The organism is Steroidobacter gossypii (assembly GCF_016801985.1).
GTDB lineage: Bacteria > Pseudomonadota > Gammaproteobacteria > Steroidobacterales > Steroidobacteraceae > Steroidobacter > Steroidobacter gossypii.
Map to the genome: position 1 here is coordinate 44,434 of NZ_JAEVLS010000009.1, position 13,674 is coordinate 58,107.

At 61.8% G+C, this 13,674-nt stretch carries 12 protein-coding genes; 8 read left to right on the plus strand and 4 right to left on the minus strand.

Annotation, left to right across the window (positions count from 1 at the left end; translation table 11 throughout):
- The first annotated feature begins 19 nt into the window (after nucleotides 1-19).
- Both pyrC and rnt read left to right on the plus strand, forming a co-directional pair.
- Nucleotides 20-1,066 (plus strand): dihydroorotase, encoded by a 1,047-nt coding sequence (pyrC, locus tag JM946_RS28260; RefSeq protein ID WP_203170810.1) that lies wholly within the window; start codon nucleotides 20-22, stop codon nucleotides 1,064-1,066.
- Nucleotides 1,067-1,104: 38 nt separating this feature from the next.
- A complete protein-coding gene (rnt, locus tag JM946_RS28265; protein WP_203170946.1) occupies nucleotides 1,105-1,698 on the plus strand; it encodes a ribonuclease T in 594 nt (197 codons plus the stop codon).
- An 82-nt stretch (nucleotides 1,699-1,780) separates the two neighbouring features.
- On the opposite strand, the gene JM946_RS28270 is transcribed toward rnt, so the two are convergent.
- A complete protein-coding gene (locus JM946_RS28270) occupies nucleotides 1,781-2,452 on the minus strand; it encodes an alpha/beta hydrolase family protein (protein WP_407700612.1) in 672 nt (223 codons plus the stop codon).
- Nucleotides 2,453-2,615: 163 nt separating this feature from the next.
- On the opposite strand from JM946_RS28270, the gene JM946_RS28275 reads away from it, so the two are divergent.
- Nucleotides 2,616-3,038, plus strand: a complete 423-nt coding sequence (locus JM946_RS28275; RefSeq protein WP_203170812.1) for a VOC family protein — start codon at nucleotides 2,616-2,618, stop codon at nucleotides 3,036-3,038.
- Between the two features lie 168 nt (nucleotides 3,039-3,206).
- On the opposite strand, the gene JM946_RS28280 is transcribed toward JM946_RS28275, so the two are convergent.
- Nucleotides 3,207-3,908 (minus strand): glutathione S-transferase family protein, encoded by a 702-nt coding sequence (locus JM946_RS28280; RefSeq protein ID WP_203170813.1) that lies wholly within the window; start codon nucleotides 3,906-3,908, stop codon nucleotides 3,207-3,209.
- A 156-nt stretch (nucleotides 3,909-4,064) separates the two neighbouring features.
- Here JM946_RS28280 and JM946_RS28285 point away from each other — a divergent pair, with 156 nt between their 5' ends.
- Nucleotides 4,065-4,412: a winged helix-turn-helix transcriptional regulator gene (locus JM946_RS28285; RefSeq protein ID WP_203170814.1), complete on the plus strand. Its 348-nt coding sequence runs from the start codon at nucleotides 4,065-4,067 to the stop codon at nucleotides 4,410-4,412.
- Nucleotides 4,413-4,445: 33 nt separating this feature from the next.
- Here the strand turns inward: JM946_RS28285 and JM946_RS28290 are convergent, their stop codons facing one another.
- Complete coding sequence (locus tag JM946_RS28290) at nucleotides 4,446-4,850, minus strand: GFA family protein (protein ID WP_203170815.1); 405 nt, start codon at nucleotides 4,848-4,850, stop codon at nucleotides 4,446-4,448.
- A gap of 4 nt (nucleotides 4,851-4,854) precedes the next feature.
- On the minus strand, nucleotides 4,855-6,315 hold the full coding sequence (locus JM946_RS28295) for a M17 family metallopeptidase (RefSeq protein ID WP_203170816.1): 1,461 nt from the start codon (nucleotides 6,313-6,315) through the stop codon (nucleotides 4,855-4,857).
- Between the two features lie 140 nt (nucleotides 6,316-6,455).
- Between JM946_RS28295 and aceE the strand changes: the two genes are divergently transcribed.
- The 4 genes from aceE to JM946_RS28315 all read left to right on the plus strand — a co-directional run bounded on the left by aceE (nucleotide 6,456) and on the right by JM946_RS28315 (nucleotide 13,311).
- Nucleotides 6,456-9,125: a pyruvate dehydrogenase (acetyl-transferring), homodimeric type gene (gene aceE, locus JM946_RS28300; protein ID WP_203170817.1), complete on the plus strand. Its 2,670-nt coding sequence runs from the start codon at nucleotides 6,456-6,458 to the stop codon at nucleotides 9,123-9,125.
- Between the two features lie 18 nt (nucleotides 9,126-9,143).
- Nucleotides 9,144-10,901, plus strand: coding sequence for a dihydrolipoyllysine-residue acetyltransferase (gene aceF, locus JM946_RS28305; protein WP_203170818.1), 1,758 nt, complete (start codon nucleotides 9,144-9,146; stop codon nucleotides 10,899-10,901).
- A complete protein-coding gene (gene lpdA / locus JM946_RS28310; protein ID WP_203170819.1) occupies nucleotides 10,898-12,763 on the plus strand; it encodes a dihydrolipoyl dehydrogenase in 1,866 nt (621 codons plus the stop codon). Before aceF ends, lpdA begins: the two co-directional genes overlap by 4 nt.
- Before the next feature lie 197 nt (nucleotides 12,764-12,960).
- Entirely contained in the window at nucleotides 12,961-13,311 is a 351-nt protein-coding gene (locus JM946_RS28315; RefSeq protein ID WP_203170820.1) for an STN domain-containing protein, read from the plus strand.
- Nucleotides 13,312-13,674: the final 363 nt, after the last annotated feature.

Consider the following 13,674-nt stretch of genomic DNA (forward strand, 5'->3'; position numbering starts at 1 on the left):
CGTCCCTTAGACTCTCCGCATGACTCAGCTGACTCTGCTTCGTCCCGACGACTGGCACTTGCACGTGCGCGACGGCGCCCAACTCACGAGCGTCGTTCCTTTCACCGCCCGGCAGTTCGCTCGCGCGGTCATCATGCCGAATTTGAAGCCGCCGGTGACCACGGTCGCAGCGGCGGCTCACTATCGTGAGCGCATCCTGCAGGCGGTGCCTGCGGGCCTGCGATTCGAGCCGCTGATGACGCTCTATCTCACCGACACCACCTCGCCGAAGGAAATCCATGCCGCGAAGGCAAGTGGTTTCGTGGTGGGCTGCAAGCTGTACCCGTCGGGTGCGACCACCAACTCGGATGCGGGCGTGACGGCGATTGAAGAAATCTTCCCGGTGCTCGAAGCCATGCAGGAAGTGGATCTGGTCTTTCAGGTGCACGGGGAGGTGACGGAGTCATCCGTCGATGTGTTCGATCGCGAGAAGGTTTTCATCGATCGCATCATGTCGCGCATCGTCGAAAAGTTTCCGAAGCTGCGCGTGGTGTTCGAACATGTGACCACCCGCGAAGGCGTGCAATTCGTGAAGAGCGCTCGCGCCGGCGTCGGTGCCACCATCACTCCGCAACACCTGCTGTTGAATCGGAACGCGATATTTCAGGGCGGCATTCGTCCTCACAACTACTGCCTGCCGGTGCTCAAGCGCGAGCATGATCGCCAGGCGCTGGTCGAGGCGGCCACGAGCGACGATCCTCGTTTCTTCCTCGGCACCGACAGCGCGCCGCATGCTCGTCACACCAAAGAGAATGCGTGCGGCTGCGCCGGCGTGTTCTCAGCGCATGCTGCGATCGAGCTGTACGCCGAGGCGTTCGAAGCCGCCGGACGCCTGGACCGTCTGCAGGCGTTCGCATCCGAGCGCGGCCCTGACTTTTATGGCCTGCCGCGCAATACCACCAAGATCACATTGAACCGCACCGCGTGGACGCCGCCGGCCGTGTATCGTTTCGGTAACGATGAGCTCACGCCATTTCGCGCCGGCGAAAGCATCGCCTGGCAGCTGGCCGAGGAAAACCTGTCTTGAACGAAGCAGTGACTGTCGAGGTTGAAGGCAAGCTGCCCATGGCTCGCCGCTTTCGCGGCTTTCTGCCGGTAGTGATCGACGTGGAGTGCGGCGGCTTCAATCCGAACACCGACGCGCTGCTCGAAATCGCCGCGGTGCTGCTCGAGATTCAGGGCGACGGCACGTTGCTGCCGGGGGAGAGCTGGCGGTATCACGTTCAACCCTTCCCGGGCGCGAACCTCGAGCCTGCCTCGCTTGCGGTCACCGGCATCGATCCGTTTCATCCGCTGCGGCCGGCGATTCCGGAGAAGGAAGCGCTCACTCGTTTGTTCAAGGAGATTCGCCGTGCGATGAAGGAGAATGATTGCACGCGCGCCATCCTGGTCGGGCACAACGCATACTTCGATCTGAACTTCATCAACGCGGCAATCGCGCGCACGGATATCAAACGGAATCCGTTTCACCCGTTCTCGAGCTTCGATACCGCTACGCTCGCGGGCGTGGCTTACGGTCAGACGGTGCTTGGAAAGGCGCTGCAGGCCGCCGGGATCGAGTGGGATTCTGGGGCGGCGCATTCGGCTGCGTATGATGCGCAGAAGACGGCGGAGTTGTTCTGCAAGATTTGTAATGCGATGAAGGTGGCGGTGGGGTAGGGCTGCAGTACCTTGGCCGCTTGCGTCAGCTGCCGGCTGATCTCTTTTCGACTGGCGCTCGCTCTGCTCAAGGCCGCTGCCGTTAACTAATTCCGGTCGCCCAAGCTGCGATCGTATCGGCAAGCTCTTCCATTACCTCCCGATCGTTGCGCCCCGATCGCGCCAGCACGTGGAACGAATGATCCGCGCCTTCGATGCGCTTCAACGTCGCGCGCTTTCCGAGCTTCTGAACGATCGGTTCAAGCAGTGTGAGGTCCGCGAGGTCATCTCGCGTTCCCTGCAGAAACAGCATCGGAATGTTCACCTGCGCCAGATGATCCGCCCGCCCGACCGACGGCTTCTTCGCAGGATGCAACGGGAACCCCACAAACGCCAAGCCTTGCACATCCGGTAACAGCTTCGCGGCCTGCGCCTGCGAAGTCATCCTGCCTCCAAACGATTTCCCACCCGCAATCAGCGGCACCCCAGGCACCCGCTTCCGCGCTTCCTGCACTGCCGCTCGCACGGTGGCGTGACAAAGCGCCGGCGGATCAGGACGCTTCGAGCCATTCTCCATATACGGAAACTGATATCGGAGCGTGCCTATCTCGCGGGCTTCGAGTGCATTCGCAATGTCGGCCATGAAGGAGTGGTTCATCCCCGCGCCGGCTCCGTGCCCGAGGACGAAGCACGCTTTAGCGGACTCAGGCATCTGCAGCAGCGCCGAAATCTGGACGTTCTGTTTGACTTCGATGCTGAGGAGGGCAGGCTTCATGAGATGAGTATGGCCGGTTCGATTCGGTCCGCCAACTTCAATCCTCGGCGGGGTTGCGAGCGCCTCCGTTGAGTCGCTGTTTCGCCGGGCTAAAGCTGACATGCGCGGACGTTTTTTGCTTTTATGCTTTGCGGATCGGCAAGCGGCGCCATCGGAGATGGACATGAAACCACGCATCACCCTGATCACCCTCGGCGTCGACGATCTGGAACGCGCCGTTTATTTTTATCGCGACGGCCTCGGCTTGGAAACCGACGGCATCGTCGGCAAAGAATTCGAGCACGGCGCGGTTGCGTTCTTCCAGCTCGAAGGAGGCCTGCGACTGGCATTGTGGCCGAGAAAGAGTCTCGCGCACGACAGCGGCTTACCGGTGACCGCGTCCAGTCCAACGGATTTCTGTCTCGCGCACAATGTGATTTCAAAGTCTGAAGTGGATAGCGTGATGACTCAGGCTCGGAACGCCGGTGCGACCATCGTCAAGGCCGCGCACGATACGTTCTACGGCGGTTATGCCGGCTACTTCCAGGATCCGGATCGGCACCTGTGGGAAGTGGCGTGGAATCCGCAGATGCTGCCGCGGGAGTAGCGCCGAGGTCACGCGGTTCGATGGCGGACCAACTCCAATTTTACATTCGACGTTTCTGCAGAAAGGCGCCCAAACGTGTGACCGCGAAGTGCGAGGCCGCAGCCTAGGCTGTTTGAAACAGGTTTGCGCCCGAGAACACCTCGGGCGCAAGCCTTTGCGCGGTAACACTCAGGCGGCCAATCGCGGAAGCAGTTCTTCCAAAGAGACATGTCCGCGGAAGCCGCCGCTGCTCGCAGCGGGACGCTCATCTTCGATCGCATGAGCGAAGATCACGGCCGGATCTGCTTCGAGGCGATCGATGAATCGCTGCACGCGTGGATAGGCGCCGGGCTCGACGACGCGATGATACGTGCCCCAGCGAGCGAGCCCGATGAAGTACGCATCCGCCGGTGTGCGTCGCGGTCCGGCGAGCCAGTCGCTGCCGGCGAGCATGGACTCGAGTTTCAGATGCGCGTCCGCCACCCATTCCCGGCCCGTCTCGCGTAACACTTCCTGCGCGCGCGGATTGCCTTCCATCATGTAGGCGTGCCACAGCGGGCCGAACGAGGCGAAGAATGTCGTGGTCAGAAACGCGAGGCGTTGATTGAAAAAATCGAACTCGCGCGTGCCTTGCGCGAAACCCAGGCCGGACTCGATGCCGCGAGCCGCGATGTGTTGCAGGATCGCGGCGCTTTCGGTGAGCACCCGGCCGTCCTCGAGCAGCAGCGCTGGCGTCTTGCCATGAGGATTGATCTTGGCGTAACGATCGGATCGTGAGTCCTCCGTCATCCTGATCCGGCACAGCCGATACGGCTGGCCCAGCCATTCCAGCGCGACGATCGATCCGAACGAGCATCCCTGCGGGACGCCATAAAGCAATACGGGCTCCATAGTGAACTCCAATCGAGGTGTCAGCAGATGTCCAAGGGAGCCCTATGTTATTGAGCACGTCCTGGCTGTAAATTACGAACAATTATGTGACTGCCCCATGCGATGAATCCCAGGGGAGCGCCGCAGTAGGAACATTTTTGTTACTGACACACCGCCATGAAGACCACCATTTCCGGTTGCCCGATCGAAGACGCCATGCGCCTGTTGAGCGGTCGCTGGCGCACGTTGCTGGTGTATTACCTGATCGATGGCAAGAAGCGCTTCGCCCAGCTGCGTCGTGACAATCCGAAAATTTCACATCGCATCCTGACGCACGAGTTGCGCGCGCTGGAGTCCGCCGGCGTGATCACGCGCACCGTCATTCCTGGAAAGATCGCGCACGTGGAGTACGAGCTGACGGAAGCGGGGCACAAGCTCGTGCCGCTGATCAACGCGCTGGGCGACTGGTATGAGGATCTGCAGCGACGACGCCAGGCCGAAGCGCCCCAGCTGACTGCTTCGTGACGGCTGCTGAGCGTCAGCAGTGTGCCGCGGCGCTCAGTCCGGATCCTTCGCGTGAACCCTGATGCCGTCCGGCAACTGCACCCACGAGTGCCGCCGGCAGTCATAGACAGAAACCTGCGGCGACGGGAAATCAGGATCGGCGAACGCGCCGACCGCGACGCTCACGATGCCGCTCACGCCCTCTTCGGTGTGAAATACAGTCGAGCCACACACCGGGCAGAAGCGAAACCTGAACTGGGCGCCCTGATCGCCCGTGCGCACGTATTCCGTCGCCTCGCCGGTCACCTTGAATGGGCCGGAGAAGCCCGCCAGCGCCGCGAACACACTGCCGGTGCGCTGCTGGCAAGCGAGGCAGTGACAAACGCCGACGCCGTCCGGCTCGCCCGAGACTTCGATCTTCAGCTGTCCACAGCAACAAGACGCGGTGCGCGTCGTCATGAACTCACTCCTTGCGAGCGCGCTTGAATCGACCCGCGCTCAACACATCCTGTTCCAACAGCAACTGTGCCATGAATCGCACGCCGAAGCCGGTGAAGTCGGTCGGAATGTGAGCAAGTCCGCCCGATCGGTTGCTCGGCGCGAGATCCAGATGGATCCAGGGAATCTCCGCCGGCACGAATCGGTTCAGGAAACGCGCGGCGAGAATGTGATCGCCCTTGCTATCCGGCGTGCAGTGAAGGACGTCGGCGATGGAAGACTCGAGATCGCTGTCGTAATCCTCATCCATGGGGAAGGGCCACACGCGCTCGCCGCTTTCACGACCGGCCGCCTCGATCACTGAATGAAACTCGGGACGATTGGTGAATGCGCCGGCGTAGCGTTCGGTGAGCGCAGTGACGCACGAGCCCGTCAGCGTCGCGAAGTCGACGATCAAATCCGGTTGTTCGCGAGAGGCGATGGCAAGCGTATCGGCTAGCACCATACGACCCTCCGCGTCACTGTGCGCCACCTGAATTGTGACGCCGTTGGCGGCGCGCACCACTTCCTGAGGACGAAACGCATTCGGGCCGATCTGATTTTCCGTGATGGCGAGCCAGCAATCGACGTCATAAGGCACTTTCAGGCGCGTGAGTGCGAGCAGCGTGCCTACAGCGACGGCGCTGCCCTGCATGTCTTCGTGCATCTGATACATGCTCTTGTGCGGCTTCAGGTTGATGCCGCCGGTATCGAAACAGATTCCCTTGCCAACCAGCGTCAGCTTTTTGCGCGCGCCTTCGCCGCTGCCGCGATAGCGAAGCCGCACGATGCCGGCGTCGCGATGCTCATTCGCGCGTGTGACGGCCAGAAATGCACCCGCGTTCAAGCGCTTCAACGCGCCCTCGTCTAGAAATGAGAAGGCCCAGCCTTCGCGTTTGGCGAGGGCACGCAACGCTTTTCGATAACTCGCGGTGTGAAGCACGTTCGGCGGCAGCGTGGTGAGCCAGCGCGCGAGGTGATTGCCGCGATCGATCGCAATCGCCAGCGCCGCATCGATGTCCGGACCGTCGCCATTCAAAGTCAGCTGTGGCGGCTCAGGAGCCTTGGCAGGCTTCGATTTGATCACTGGCATGGGCGCGGTGGCGGCCAGTGCGGCAGCCGTCAGCGCTTCGAGCATGGCGGCGCTGTGTGGCTCATCCAGACCCTGGGTGGATATCAGCACTTTCGCGCCGGGCGCAGGCGATAGCTCCTTCCAGATGCGTCCAGCGAGCGAGAGCCGCTCGAATGCCGAGCTTGAAGCCTTTGCAAGCGCCACCACCATCGGTAGTGCATCGGCAGTGAGCCGGGCACTGAGGATAGATACAGGTCCTCGTGCCTTCGCTTCGCGATACAAGCGCTGCCAGATCGCACCGAACGGCAGTTTGACGAGCCGGCTTTCCGCCTGCTGGTGATCGCAAATGACGATGGAGGCATCGTGTTTTTTCATTGAGCTTTCGCTCAATGCGGCGCGCCCCTGGAAAATGCGGATGTCGCGCTCTGCGGGAAGCAATTCCACCACAGCGGGTTCCTTGACCGAAAATTCTCAAACTCCGATGATACGCGGCCTACTTTTGCAGCACACCCGACATGTCCGATCCCTCCAGGTTTGATGATCTCGATCCCGAAGAAACCCGGGAATGGCTTGAATCGATCGACTCGGTGATCAAGGCGCAAGGCGCCGGCCGGGCCCACTTTCTGCTCGAAAGGTTGATCGACTTTACGCGCCGCAGTGGCGGGTACCTGCCGTTCAAGCCCAATACCGCCTATGTAAATACAATTTCACCTGGGCAGGAGCAGGAGTACCCGGGCGATCGCAGCATCGAGCGGCGCATCGAGGCGTTCATTCGCTGGAACGCCATGGCCATGGTGGTGCACACCAATCGGCGCAGCTCCGAGTACGGCGGACACATCGCAAGTTATGCCTCGTCGGCGACCATGTACGAAGTGGGCTTCAACCACTTCTGGCGTGCGCCCTCCGAGAAGCATCCCGGCGACATGATCTACATCCAGGGTCACGTCTCGCCCGGCATCTACGCGCGTGCGTATCTAGAAGGCCGCTTGACCGAAGAGCACCTGCGTTACTTCCGACAGGAAGTGGCGAGCCCCGAGAAGGGCCTGAGCTCGTATCCGCATCCGTGGCTGATGCCGGACTTCTGGCAGTTCCCGACCGTGTCCATGGGCCTCGGCCCGATGATGGCCATCTATCAGGCGCGCTTCCAGCGCTACATGGAAAGTCGCGGCATCGTGCCGGAGACCGACCGCAAGGTGTGGGCGTTCCTGGGCGACGGCGAAATGGACGAGCCCGAATCGATGGGCGCGATCACCATGCCGGTGCGCGAGAAGCTCGACAACCTGGTGTTCGTGATCAACTGCAATCTGCAGCGTCTCGACGGCCCGGTGCGCGGCAACGGCAAGATCATTCAAGAGCTCGAAGCGGCGTTTCTGGGCGCCGGCTGGAATGTCATCAAAGTCATCTGGGGCTCGCGCTGGGATCCGCTGCTCGCGAAAGACACCAAGGGCCTGCTGCGCCGTGTGATGGAAGAGTGCGTCGACGGCGAATATCAGAACTTCAAGGCCAAGGGCGGCGCGTACACGCGCGAGAACTTCTTCGGCAAGTATCCCGAGCTGAAGGAAATGGTCGCCAACATGTCCGACGACGACATCTGGCGCCTGAACCGCGGCGGCCACGACTACAAGAAAGTCTGGAACGCCTATAACGCGGCCGTGAATCACAAGGGCGCGCCCACCGTGATTCTGTGCAAGACGGTCAAGGGCTTCATGATGGGCAAGTGGGGCGAGAGCCAGAACATCACCCACCAGCAGAAGAAGCTCGACGACGAGGCGCTCAAGGAATTCCGCAAGCGCGTCCACATCGACATTCCGGAAGAGCAGCTCGCGAAGTCGCCCTTCCAGCGCCTGCCGGAAGACAGCGAAGAGATGAAATATCTGCGCGAGAAGCGCGAGCGGCTCGGCGGCTATCTGCCGCAGCGTCGCGCCAATGCGCCTTCGCTGGTCGTGCCTTCACTCGAGGCGTTCGACTCGCTGCTGCAGTCCTCGGGCGACCGTGAGTTCTCCACCACGATGGCGTTCGTGCGCATCCTGCAGATGCTGGTGAAGGACAAGAACATCGGCAAGAACGTCGTACCCATCGTGCCGGACGAGGCGCGCACCTTCGGTATGGAAGGCATGTTCCGCCAGGTCGGCATCTATTCGTCGGCGGGCCAGCTGTACACGCCGCAGGACGCCGACCAGCTGATGTTCTACAAGGAAGACAAGAAAGGTCAGATTCTGAACGAGGGCATCAACGAAGGCGGCGCGCTCGCCTCGTTCATCGCGGCAGGCACCGCGTACGCCAACCACGGGGTCAATATGATCCCGTTCTACATCTATTACTCCATGTTCGGCTTCCAGCGCGTGGGCGATTTCATCTGGGCGGCGGGCGACAGCCAGGCGCGCGGCTTCTTGCTCGGCGGCACCTCCGGTCGCACGACGCTCGCGGGCGAAGGTCTGCAGCACCAGGACGGCCACAGCCATCTGGCGGCGAGCACGATTCCGAACTGCGTCGCTTACGATCCGACGTTTGCTTATGAGCTCGCGGTCATCATTCAGGACGGCATGCGCCGCATGTTCGCCGAGCAGGAGGATGTTTTCTATTACCTCTCGGTGATGAACGAGAACTACGCGCACCCGGCCATGCCGAAGGGCGCGGAGGCGGGCATCCTCAAAGGCATGTACCTGCTGCAGGCCGGCGGCAAGGGCAAGGTGCGCGTCAACCTGATGGGTTCGGGCACGATTCTGCGCGAGGTCATTAAGGCCGCCGAGATTCTCGAGAAGGATTACGGTGTGCCGGCCGATGTGTTCAGCGCGCCGAGCTTCTCCGAGCTGCGACGCGAAGCGCTCGATATCGAGCGCAAGAACATGCTGAACCCGGATGCGCCGCAGGCGGTGCCGTACGTTCGCCAGTGTCTCGGCGATCGCACCGGTCCATTCATCGCGGCCACCGACTACATGCGCATCGTTCCCGATCAGATTCGTCAGTGGGTCCCCGGACGTTACGTCGTGCTCGGCACCGACGGTTACGGCCGCAGCGACTCGCGCGCCGAACTGCGTCGGCACTTCGAAGTGGACGCGCCTCACATCGTGGTGGCTTCGCTGCGCGCGCTCGCCGATGAGGGCAAGCTCGACATGGCGACCGTCAAGGCCGCGATCAAGAAGTTCAACATCGACCCGGATAAACCGAATCCGGTCACGCAGTAAGCCTTAGGTCTTCAAAGCATGCCGACAGATATCAAAGTCCCGGACCTGGGCGACTTCAAGGACGTCGAAGTCATCGATGTGCTGGTCAAGCCCGGCGATCAGATCGACATCGATACGCCGCTGCTGACGTTGGAAACGGAGAAGGCGACCATGGACGTGCCGTCCACGGAAGCCGGCGTGCTCACCGCGCTCGCCGTGAAAAAAGGCGATCGCGTTTCCAAAGGCAGTGTGATCGGACAGATCGACGCCAAAGGCGGCGTCGCGGCGCCATCCACGCCGGCCAAGAAGAGCGGCACGGCGGAGGAACCTGTCTCTACGCACTCCCTCAGCCTCGAGCAATCCGAGGGCAACGCGGGCGCCACTGGCGGCAAGTCAGAAGCCGCCAGCAGCGCTGCGCCTGCCAAGCCTGCCGCAAGCGGTGGTGCTACCGGTGGCGGTGAGGTTCGCGTTCCCGACCTTGGCGACTTCAAAGACGTGGAAGTCATCGACGTGCTGGTCAAGCCCGGCGATCGCGTCGACGTCGACACGCCGCTGCTGACGCTCGAAACCGAGAAGGCGACGATGGATGTTCCTTCCACGGTCGCCGGTGTCGTGAAGTCGCTTGCCTTGAAGAAGGGCGATCGTGTTTCCAAGGGCAGCCTGATCGGCTTGCTCGAAGGCGGCGCTGCGAGCCAAGGCGCGCCGGAAGAGCCTGTCTCGACACCGAGCAAAGCGCAGCCCGCGGAGAAAGCGGCGGCTGCGCCCAAAGCGGCTCCTGCGCCTGCAAAGAGCGCAGCGCCTGCTCCGACTCCCGCGCCGTCAGCGCCAGCGAAAGCGCCCGCCTCCCTGCCGCCGATCGACGAAGCTGGCTTCGCGCGCGCGTATGCGAGCCCGTCCGTTCGCAAGTTTGCTCGTGAGCTCGGCGTCGATCTGAGTCGGATCAAAGGCACCGGTCCGAAAGCGCGCATCACGCCGGACGACGTAAAGGCGTTCGTCAAACAAGCGCTGTCCTCTGGCGCGCCCGCGACGGCCGCTGCAGGCGGCGGTGGCGGCGCGCTGCCGAAGGTTCCGGAAATCGATTTCTCCAAGTTCGGCGAGATCGAGGTCAAGCCGCTCAGCCGCATCCAGAAGATCTCCGGTCCGCATCTGCAGGCCAGCTGGTTGAACATCCCGCACGTCTGGCAGATGGACGAAGCGGACATCACCGAGCTGGAAGACACCCGCAAGAAATTGAAGGGCGCGGCCGAGAAGGAAGGCATCAAGCTCACGCCGCTCGCGTTCGTACTGCGGGCGTGCGTCAAGGCGCTGCAGGAATTCCCGAACGTCAACAGCTCGCTGGAGTCTTCGGGCAAGAACCTGATCCTGAAAAAGTATATCAATCTTGGCTTCGCGGCCGACACGCCGGGCGGCCTGGTCGTGCCGGTGATCAAGGACGCGGACAAGAAAGATATCTACGAGATCGCTCGCGAACTGGCGGTGCTCTCGGAGAAGGCGCGCGCCGGCAAGCTCACGATTGCCGAAATGCAAGGCGCGACCTTTACGGTGTCGAGCCTCGGCGGCATCGGTGGCGTGGGCTTTACGCCCATCATCAATGCGCCCGAAGTGGCGATCCTCGGCGTGGCCAAGTCGAGCATCAAGCCCGTGTTCAAGGACGGTCAGTTCGTGCCGCGGCTGATGCTGCCGTTCACGCTCGCTTATGACCACCGCGTGATCGACGGCGCCGCCGGCGTGCGCTTCACCACCTTCCTGGCGGAAAAGCTCGCCGACGTTCGTGGACTCATCGAGGCTGTGCCGTGACCCAAGTCAATGTCCCCGATATCGGTGACTTCAAAGATGTGGAAGTCATCGACGTGCTGGTCAAGCCCGGCGATAGCGTCGAATTGGAAACACCGCTGGTCACGCTCGAGACCGAGAAGGCGACCATGGATGTGCCTTCGTCCGCCGCGGGCGTGGTGAAGTCGGTCGCGTTGAAGAAGGGCGATCGTGTCTCCAAAGGCAGCCTGATTCTCGAGGTCGAAGCTGCCGGTGCTGGCGCCTCGTCGTCTGCGCCCGCTGCTTCGAAAGAAACGGCGGCTCCGAAAGAAGCAAAAGCTCCGGCGGCTGCGGCCGCCAAAGACGATGCTTCCAGTGCGGACACCATGGTTCGCGAGAAGCCGGCGATCCAGGCTCCGGCTGAAGATACGTCTGGTGGTTCCTACGATTACGACATGGTCGTGCTCGGCGCTGGTCCCGGCGGTTACACCGCCGCGTTCCGTGCGGCCGATCTCGGCATGAAGGTCGCTCTCGTGGAGCGCTGGCCGCAACTTGGCGGCGTCTGTCTCAACGTAGGCTGCATTCCCTCCAAGGCGCTGTTGCACGCCGCCAAGGTGATCGAAGAAGCGCACGAGATGGAAGTGGCCGGCGTCACCTTCGGCAAGCCGAAGATCGACACCGAGAAGCTGCGCGGCTGGAAAGAGAAGGTCGTCAGCAAGTTGACCGGCGGTCTGGGCATCCTGGCCAAGCAGCGCAAGGTCGAAGTCATCCGCGGCATCGGCAAATTCGTCTCCCCGCACGAGATGAGCATCGCCAACACCGACATGACGCCTCAGTCCACGGTATTGTCCAAAGGCGAGAACGCGCCGGGCGAAGGCGCGCGCAAGATCTCTTTCAAACATTGCATCATCGCGGCCGGCTCCGAGTCGGTGCGCTTGCCGGGCCTGCCGGACGATCCGCGCATCATCGATTCGACCGGCGCGCTCGAGATCGACCTTCCCAAGCGCATGCTGGTCATCGGTGGCGGCATCATCGGTCTGGAAATGGCCTGCGTGTATGACGCGCTCGGCACCAAGGTCAGCGTGGTCGAGCTCACCGATGGGCTGATCCCCGGTTGCGATCGGGATCTGGTGCGGCCGCTCGAGAAGCGCATCGCCAAGCGCTACGAAAAGATCATGGTGAAGACCAAGGTCACCAAGCTCGAAGCGTTGAAGCAAGGCATTCGCGTGACCTTCGAAGGCGAGCAGGCGCCCGAGCCGCAGATCTACGACAAGGTGCTGGTGGCGGTCGGCCGCAGCCCGAACGGCAAGAAGATCGGCGCGGAAGCCGCCGGCGTGGTGGTCAACGAGCGTGGCTTCATTCCCGTGGACAAGCAGATGCGCACCAACGTCTCGCACATCTTCGCCATTGGCGACATTGTCGGGCAGCCCATGCTCGCGCATAAGGCGTCGCATGAAGGCAAGCTCGCCGCGGAGGTCGCGCAAGGTGAGAAGCGGTACTTCGATGCTCGCGTGATTCCGTCGGTCGCCTACACCGATCCGGAAATCGCCTGGGTTGGCGTGACCGAAACCGAAGCCAAGGCCAAGGGCATCCCGTTCGAGAAGGGCAGCTTCCCGTGGTCGGCCAACGCCCGCTCGCTCACGCTCGGACGAGATGATGGTATGACCAAGGTGTTGTTCGATCCCGAAACGCATCGCGTGATCGGCGGCGGCATCGTCGGGCCGAATGCCGGCGATCTGATCTCCGAGATCGCGCTGGCCATCGAGATGAACAGCGACGCCGGCGATCTGGGCATGACCATCCATCCGCATCCGACGCTGTCGGAGACGGTGATGTTCTCGGCCGAGGCGTTCGAAGGCACGCTGACCGATCTGTACGTGCCGAAGAAGACCGCTCGCGCTAAATAAAACAAAGGCAGGTCGCCGCGCGCCGGGTGCGGCGACCCTGCCTGTCTTTCCGCAGCGACATCGCCTCGCCGCGATGTCACAAATAATTCAACCGATCTTGTTTCCCTGCCGGGGCTGAGCGGCCGCCGTAGAGCAGTCCTTATCTGCAGCTGCCCTGATATCGATGCGCCGGGCGCATGGAATGGCGAGGTAGGGATATGACGAAAGCCGCGCGAAGTTTGCTTGCCCTGACCTTCAGCGGCCTGATTGCTCCGCCGGCCACGTCCGCCGCCGAGCGCTACACACTGCACATCGATCGTCAGCCCGTCGTACGCACGCTCGCCGAACTTTCCAAACAAACACGCCTGCAGATCGTGGGTATGTTCCGAAATGAGGGCGGTGCGGCAAGCCGGCTGACAGGGCCACTCACCGGCGAATTCACCATCGAGTGCGCTTTGCAAATGTTGCTCGCCGACAGCGATCTCACATTCGTTCGCGTCAATGCCAACACGATTGCGGTCATGGCAAAGCCCGCGGAGCCGGAGCCGGGCCAACGCGATCGATCGTGAAATATCGTTTACGGTCTCTCATATATATGAGAACACACCATTGACCGATCCACGTTATCTATCGCGATGCAGCATGTAATGTGTTGATTGTGATAATCCGTGATTAACGCGATGTGGTGTATGGAGCGCGTGGGTTGCTCCTGGCGATGTGATGTCCGCGAAGTGTCATCTCATTCCGTGGTGCGCGCGCTCACATTGCATCGCTTTGATGTGAAATCAACCGATGCGTCATCCATCGTCTGAGGTTTTTATTGCCGTTTACGAGTAAGTACCCGGCACATATCAGATTTTCAGGGGTGACCTTGGCCGCTTCACCGGTCATTCTCTGCATGGAGCCCTTTGCCGCGATCGTCAGATAAAACG

Coding starts and splice junctions, on each gene's coding strand:
- pyrC (WP_203170810.1), top strand. CDS start 20: ATGACTCAGCTGACTCTGCTTCGTCCCGACGACTGGCACTTGCACGTG.
- rnt (WP_203170946.1), top strand. CDS start 1,105: ATGGCTCGCCGCTTTCGCGGCTTTCTGCCGGTAGTGATCGACGTGGAG.
- JM946_RS28270 (WP_407700612.1), bottom strand. CDS start 2,452: ATGAAGCCTGCCCTCCTCAGCATCGAAGTCAAACAGAACGTCCAGATT.
- JM946_RS28275 (WP_203170812.1), top strand. CDS start 2,616: ATGAAACCACGCATCACCCTGATCACCCTCGGCGTCGACGATCTGGAA.
- JM946_RS28280 (WP_203170813.1), bottom strand. CDS start 3,908: ATGGAGCCCGTATTGCTTTATGGCGTCCCGCAGGGATGCTCGTTCGGA.
- JM946_RS28285 (WP_203170814.1), top strand. CDS start 4,065: ATGAAGACCACCATTTCCGGTTGCCCGATCGAAGACGCCATGCGCCTG.
- JM946_RS28290 (WP_203170815.1), bottom strand. CDS start 4,850: ATGACGACGCGCACCGCGTCTTGTTGCTGTGGACAGCTGAAGATCGAA.
- JM946_RS28295 (WP_203170816.1), bottom strand. CDS start 6,315: ATGAAAAAACACGATGCCTCCATCGTCATTTGCGATCACCAGCAGGCG.
- aceE (WP_203170817.1), top strand. CDS start 6,456: ATGTCCGATCCCTCCAGGTTTGATGATCTCGATCCCGAAGAAACCCGG.
- aceF (WP_203170818.1), top strand. CDS start 9,144: ATGCCGACAGATATCAAAGTCCCGGACCTGGGCGACTTCAAGGACGTC.
- JM946_RS28315 (WP_203170820.1), top strand. CDS start 12,961: ATGACGAAAGCCGCGCGAAGTTTGCTTGCCCTGACCTTCAGCGGCCTG.